A 6037-nucleotide genomic window follows, 5' to 3' on the forward strand; every position below is an offset into this window, starting at 1 on the left:
ACATTGCGGTGCGAAATGGGCCAGGGAAATCAAGGAAATCAGCTTGAAATAGGGGAAAACCTGTGTTGTGTTTGACAGGAAGCCGTTGTAAATTTGTCATGACTGTAAAAGATACGCGCGTAAGGTCTCTGCGAAAGTGGTGTAAATTCTTGTCAAGGACAGTTGATGGCTGACCAGAAGATCTTTGCCGGGCCGCGCATTCGCCGTATCCGTAACGCCAAGGGCCTGACGCAGACTGCGATGGCCGAGGGGCTCGGTATCTCGCCGTCCTATCTCAACCTGATCGAGCGCAACCAGCGGCCGCTGACCGTGCAATTGATCCTCAAGCTGGCGTCCGTCTACAAGGTCGATCCGCACGAACTGCAGGGCGAGGCGAGGGGGTCCGTCGCTGCCTTGAAGGAAGTGTTCACCGATCCTCTGCTGGTCGGCGAGTTGCCGGGAGATCAGGAGTTGATCGAGCTTGCCGAGGCGGCGCCCAACGCGTCGGCGGCGGTGATAAAACTGTTCCGCGCCTATCGCGAGCAGGCCGAGCGCCTGTCCGACCTCAACGAACTCCTGGCGCGCGAAGGTCGGGCGACCGCACTTTCCGGGGCTCGCTTGCCGATAGACGAGGTGCACGAGATTTTCGAGCGCCGGCCCAACCATTTCGCGGCACTCGAGGAAGAGGCCGCGGCGTTCACCTCGGTGCTTGATCCCGGCGACGATCTGTTCGGCGCGTTGAAGGCCTGGCTGAAGCGCGAATACGGCATCGTGGTCAAGGTGCTGCCGGTCGCCACCATGCCGAACTGGCGCCGCCGTTATGATCGCCACTCGCAGCGCCTGTTCCTGTCCGAACGGCTGTCGCCGTTCGATCAGCTGCGCGAAGTGGCGATGGAAGCCTGCCTGATCCGCATGACGGTCGCGGTCGCTGGCGAGATCCAGGCGCTCAAATTGACCACCGACGAGGCCCGCCGTCTCGCCCGTTTCGAACTCGGCCGCTATGCGGCGCATGCGCTGATGATGCCCTACCAGGCCTTTCATGCGGCTGCCGTTCGTGCCCGCTATGATATCGACGTTCTGCGTTCGCGCTTCGGCGTCTCCTTCGAACAGGCGGCGAACCGGCTGACCATGCTGCAGCGGCAGGGCGTCCAGGGCGTGCCGTTCTTCATGCTGGAGGTCGACAATGCCGGCAACCGCTTCCGCAAGGCCGGCAGCCAGGGCTTTCCGCAAAGCCGCTTCGGTGGCGGCTGTCCCAAGCTGCCCGTGCATGTCGCTTTCACCCAGCCCGGCCAGATCTTCGTCGAGGCGGTGGAAATGCCCGACGGCGCCGAGTTCCTGTGCATTGCCCGCACGCTGGAAGGTCCGCAAGGCGCCTTCTCCGAGCGTCCGCGCCGCACGGCGTTGCTGCTTGGCTGCGACATCGGCTTTCGCGACGACATCGTCTATGGCGCGGCACTTCCCGGCGCGGCTGCCACCGCGAAGGCGGGCAGCGTCACGGCGACGCCGGTCGGGCCCGCCTGCCGGCTTTGCGAACGCGTCGGCTGTCTGGCGCGTGCCGAGCCGCCGGTGACGCGTCCACTTGGCCTCGACGAGATGGTGACGGGCCTGAGTGCCTTCGACTTCCAGTGACGCTGGCCCCCAGTGACGCCGGGCCGGGTGCCACAATTGTCGTCGATCTCTGGCTCACCCCCGGCCTTCGCCTTTGCGTTACGCGAACGGAGCATCTTTTTGTCGTCCCTTGCGCATCGTCCCGTCCACAAAAGCCCGACAGTCGCGCCCATGACCGACACAGCACCATCACCGAGCGTTGTTTTGTCGACCGTCTCGCCGCGCGAGGAACGCGTCGGCATGCTTTTGGTGTTCCTGTCGGCGCTGATGTGGAGTTTCGGTGGCACCATCGCCCGCTTCATCGCCGTCGGCGACAGCTGGACGGTTATTTTCTGGCGCTCCGTCTGGGCAGCGGCCTTCCTGATCTGCTTCATGGTCTGGCGCGACGGCTGGCGCGGCACGCTGAAATTGTTCCGCGACATGGGTCTGCCCGGCCTGGCCGTCGGGCTCTGCTTCGCCACGGCATCGACCGCCTTCGTCGTCGCACTTGCCTACACAACCGTCGCCAACATCCTGCTGATGCAGGCCGGCGTGCCGCTTCTGGCGGCGCTGTTTGCCTGGGCGTTGTTTCGCGAGAGGGTGAGTGTCGTGACCTGGCTGGCGATCGCCGCCGTCATTACCGGTGTCGCCATCATGGTGTCGGAATCGCTCAATGGCGCCGTCTCGCCGATAGGCGACGGGCTGGCGCTCTTGATTGCTGTCATGTTCTCGATCGCCACCGTCATTACCCGGCGGTTTTCCAGCGTTCGCATGACGCCGGCGACCTGTCTCGGCACCATGCTTGCGGCGGGCTTTGCCGCCTCGCAGGCATCGACATTCGCCGTGTCGGCCAGTGACATGGGCTTTCTGTTTGCCTTCGGCGTGGTCAATCTCGGTCTTGGCCTGGCCTTCTTTGCCACCGGGGCGCGGCTGATCCCGGCGGCCGTCGCAGCATTGCTCGGCACGTTCGAGCCGATCCTCGGCCCGATATGGGTCTGGCTCGTCCATTCCGAAGTACCGTCGGAGCGCACCATCATCGGCGGCGGGGTGGTGGTGACGGCGCTGCTCGTCCATATCGGGCTCGAATTCAAGCGCCAGGCACGACCCGAGCGTGCAGGGGTCACAGGGGTGCCATCGCCTAATTGATGCGGCGTGCATGCTTTGCCATTGACAAATTCGCTGCCGCGCGGGCAGGCTGAGACTACGCAACAACAAGACAGGCGTATCTTGCCAAGTCTCCCTGCCGGTCAGATCGAGACCGGACCACATCGTCGTATCTCTGCCCCCGCCACGGCGAAAGCCTTTGACGGTATCCGCACGCCTCCCAGGCAGCGACAGGGACACAAACCCACCACCCGCCGCTCATCGAACCGCCCGCATGCTGTCGGCGGTTGGCGCTTGTTGCTTCCTGGAAAGCTCAATAGTCTGAAACAAATGCCCGGCCGCGCGGGGTCCGCGTCGAGCCGGCGAAGGAACACTCATCAAAGGAGAATAGCATGATCCGCAAAGCGCTCTGGCTTTCGGCGACCTCGGTATTTCTGACGCTTTTCACCGTCGGCGGCCATGCGGAAGATCGCGTCGTCAACGTCTTCAACTGGTCGGATTATATCGACAGTTCGATCATCGATGATTTCACCAAGAAAACCGGCATCAAGGTCGTCTATGACACCTTCGATTCCAACGAAATCCTGGAGACCAAGCTGCTTGCCGGCGGCAGCGGCTATGACGTGGTCGTGCCCAGCGGCAACTTCCTCGCGCGCCAGATCCAGGCCGGCGTGTTCCAGAAGCTCGACAAGTCGAAACTGCCGAACATTTCCAACATGTGGGACACGGTTTCGGAACGAACCGCCAAATACGACCCCGGCAATGAATACTCGGTCAACTATATGTGGGGCACGGTTGGTCTCGGCTACAACATCAAGAAAGTGCAGGCGGCACTCGGCACCGACAAGATCGACAGCTGGGATGTGTTCTTCAATCCGGACAGTCTGGCCAAGTTGAAGGACTGCGGCGTCTATGTGCTGGATTCACCGGCCGACATCATCCCTGCGGCGCTGAAATATCTCGGTCTCGACCCCAACAGCACCTCGCCTGACGATATTGCCAAGGCCGAGGAGGCCCTGCTCAAGGTCCGGCCTTACATCAGAAAGTTCCACTCCTCGGAGTACATCAACGCACTCGCCAACGGCGATATCTGCCTGGCCGTCGGCTGGTCGGGTGACGTGTTCCAGGCTCGCAACCGCGCGGTCGAGGCCAAGCAGGGCGTGGAAATCGGCTATTCCGTGCCGAAGGAAGGCGCTCAGATGTGGTTCGATCAGATGGCGATCCCTGCCGATGCGCCGCATGTCGCCGAGGCGCTCGAATTCATCAACTACATGATGACGCCGGAAGTGATCGCCAAATCGTCGAACTATGTGCTCTACGCCAACGGCAACAAGGCGTCGCAGCAGTTCGTCGACAAGGCGCTTCTCGACGACCCGTCAGTCTATCCCGACGCGGCGACCTTGCAGAAGCTCTATACGGTCCAGCCTTACGATCCCAAGACCCAGCGTCTGATCACACGCAGCTGGACCAAGATCGTCACCGGCCAATAGCAATCCGAGACGGTCCCGGCAGCCACCTGCCGGGACCGATTCTTTCTGGGGCAAGAAGCAAGACACAGGACGGAGTGGGACATGAAATCGCTTGGCAGCATCCGCAGGGATTTTGCGCCGTGGAACGACCCGAACGCCAAGCCATACATCCAGTTCGACAATGTCACCAAGAAGTTCGGTGACTTCACCGCCGTCAACAATCTGTCGCTGACCATCTTCGAGCGCGAGTTCTTCGCCCTGCTCGGCGCGTCGGGCTGCGGAAAGTCGACGCTGCTCAGGATGCTCGCCGGATTCGAGGAGCCGACAGCTGGCCGCATCCTGCTCGACGGCCAGGATCTGCGCGGCATTCCGCCCTATCGCCGGCCGGTCAACATGATGTTCCAGTCCTATGCGCTGTTTCCGCATATGACGGTCGAGAACAACATCGCCTTCGGCCTCAAGCAGGACGGCATGCCGAAGCCCGAGATTGCGTCACGCGTCGCCGAGATGCTGAAGCTGGTCAAGCTCGAACAGTTCGCCAAGCGCAAGCCGCATCAATTGTCCGGGGGCCAGCGCCAGCGCGTCGCGCTCGCCCGCTCGGTCGCCAAGCGGCCGAAGGTGCTCTTGCTCGACGAGCCGCTCGGCGCGCTGGACAAGAAGCTGCGCGAGGAGACCCAGTTCGAACTGATGGACCTGCAGCAGAATCTCGGCCTGACCTTCGTCGTCGTCACCCACGACCAGGAAGAAGCGATGACCATGGCCGACCGCATAGCCATCATCGACAAGGGCGAGGTGATGCAGGTGGCGACGCCGGCCGAAGTCTATGAAGCGCCGACATCGCGCTTTGTCGCCCATTTCGTCGGCAACGTGAACATGTTCGAGGGCAAGGTCGCCGAGCAGACCGCAAACACGACACGCATCGCGGGTTCGAGCGGAGCCCAGATCGTCGTCGACAACGCCGCCAAGACGGCTGCAGGCGCCGATATCGTGTTCGCCATCAGGCCGGAAAAGATCAAGATTTCGTCTAAGAAGCCGGCCGATGCGGTGAATGCACTTGAAGGCGAAGTCTATGACATTGCCTATCTCGGCGACATGACCGTTTTTCACGTCAGGCTGGATGACGGGCAGATGGTGCGGGCCAGCACCATGAATGCCGCCCGCATCACCGAGGATCCGCTGAGCTGGAACGACCGCGCCTGGGTTTCCTTCCGGCCCGACGCCGGCGTCGTGCTGACGCGGTAGGGGGCGGTCATGTCGAACGCCGCCGTCACCGCATCAGCCCCGGCAACCAATGCCGACAAGTCCGTCCTGGCCAGGCTGGGAGCGGCTTTCGTCGGCCGCCTGGTCATCATCATCCCGTATGTCTGGCTGCTTTTTTTCTTCCTCGTTCCCTTCATCATCGTCTTCAAGATTTCGCTGTCGCAGACGGCAATAGCCATGCCGCCCTACACGCCGGTGCTCGACTTCAAGGACGGCATCTCCGGGTTCTTCGCCGGCTTTGGCGCGCTCAGCTTCGACAACTACGCCTGGCTGACGCAGGATGCCCTCTATTTCAACGCCTATGTGACAAGCGTCATCATCGCCGCGATCTCGACGGTCCTGACGTTGATCGTCGGCTACCCGATCGCCTATGGCATGGCACGCGCGCCGGCAACGATCCGCCCGACATTGCTGATGCTGGTGATCCTGCCGTTCTGGACTTCGTTCCTGATCCGCGTCTATGCCTGGATCGGCATCCTCAAGCCGGAGGGGCTGCTCAACCAGCTGCTGCTGGCCACAGGCATCATCAGCCAGCCCTTGATCATCCTCAACACCTATACGGCGATCTTCATCGGTATCGTCTATTCCTACCTTCCGTTCATGGTGCTGCCGCTCTATTCGTCGCTCGAAAAGATGGA

General features: G+C 62.0%; 5 protein-coding genes. All 5 read left to right on the plus strand.

What is annotated here, in order from left to right; genetic code table 11:
• The first annotated feature begins 165 nt into the window (after positions 1–165).
• A complete protein-coding gene (locus ACXJ7R_RS22480; RefSeq protein WP_095088564.1) occupies positions 166–1608 on the plus strand; it encodes a helix-turn-helix domain-containing protein in 1443 nt (480 codons plus the stop codon).
• A 150-nt stretch (positions 1609–1758) separates the two neighbouring features.
• Positions 1759–2712: a DMT family transporter gene (locus ACXJ7R_RS22485; protein WP_457153776.1), complete on the plus strand. Its 954-nt coding sequence runs from the start codon at positions 1759–1761 to the stop codon at positions 2710–2712.
• Between the two features lie 350 nt (positions 2713–3062).
• A complete protein-coding gene (locus tag ACXJ7R_RS22490; protein WP_095088560.1) occupies positions 3063–4160 on the plus strand; it encodes a polyamine ABC transporter substrate-binding protein in 1098 nt (365 codons plus the stop codon).
• A gap of 81 nt (positions 4161–4241) precedes the next feature.
• Complete coding sequence (locus tag ACXJ7R_RS22495) at positions 4242–5381, plus strand: ABC transporter ATP-binding protein (protein ID WP_095088558.1); 1140 nt, start codon at positions 4242–4244, stop codon at positions 5379–5381.
• 9 nt (positions 5382–5390) lie between these two features.
• The coding region (locus ACXJ7R_RS22500; protein WP_457153777.1) for a putrescine/spermidine ABC transporter permease at positions 5391–6037 on the plus strand (647 nt) is incomplete at its 3' end.

The organism is Mesorhizobium sp. P5_C1 (genome assembly GCF_054049815.1).

What these genes read in the sequence shown, in the direction of transcription:
- ACXJ7R_RS22480 (WP_095088564.1), top strand. Translation starts at nt 166, where the DNA reads ATGGCTGACCAGAAGATCTTTGCCGGGCCGCGCATTCGCCGTATCCGT.
- ACXJ7R_RS22485 (WP_457153776.1), top strand. Translation starts at nt 1,759, where the DNA reads ATGACCGACACAGCACCATCACCGAGCGTTGTTTTGTCGACCGTCTCG.
- ACXJ7R_RS22490 (WP_095088560.1), top strand. Translation starts at nt 3,063, where the DNA reads ATGATCCGCAAAGCGCTCTGGCTTTCGGCGACCTCGGTATTTCTGACG.
- ACXJ7R_RS22495 (WP_095088558.1), top strand. Translation starts at nt 4,242, where the DNA reads ATGAAATCGCTTGGCAGCATCCGCAGGGATTTTGCGCCGTGGAACGAC.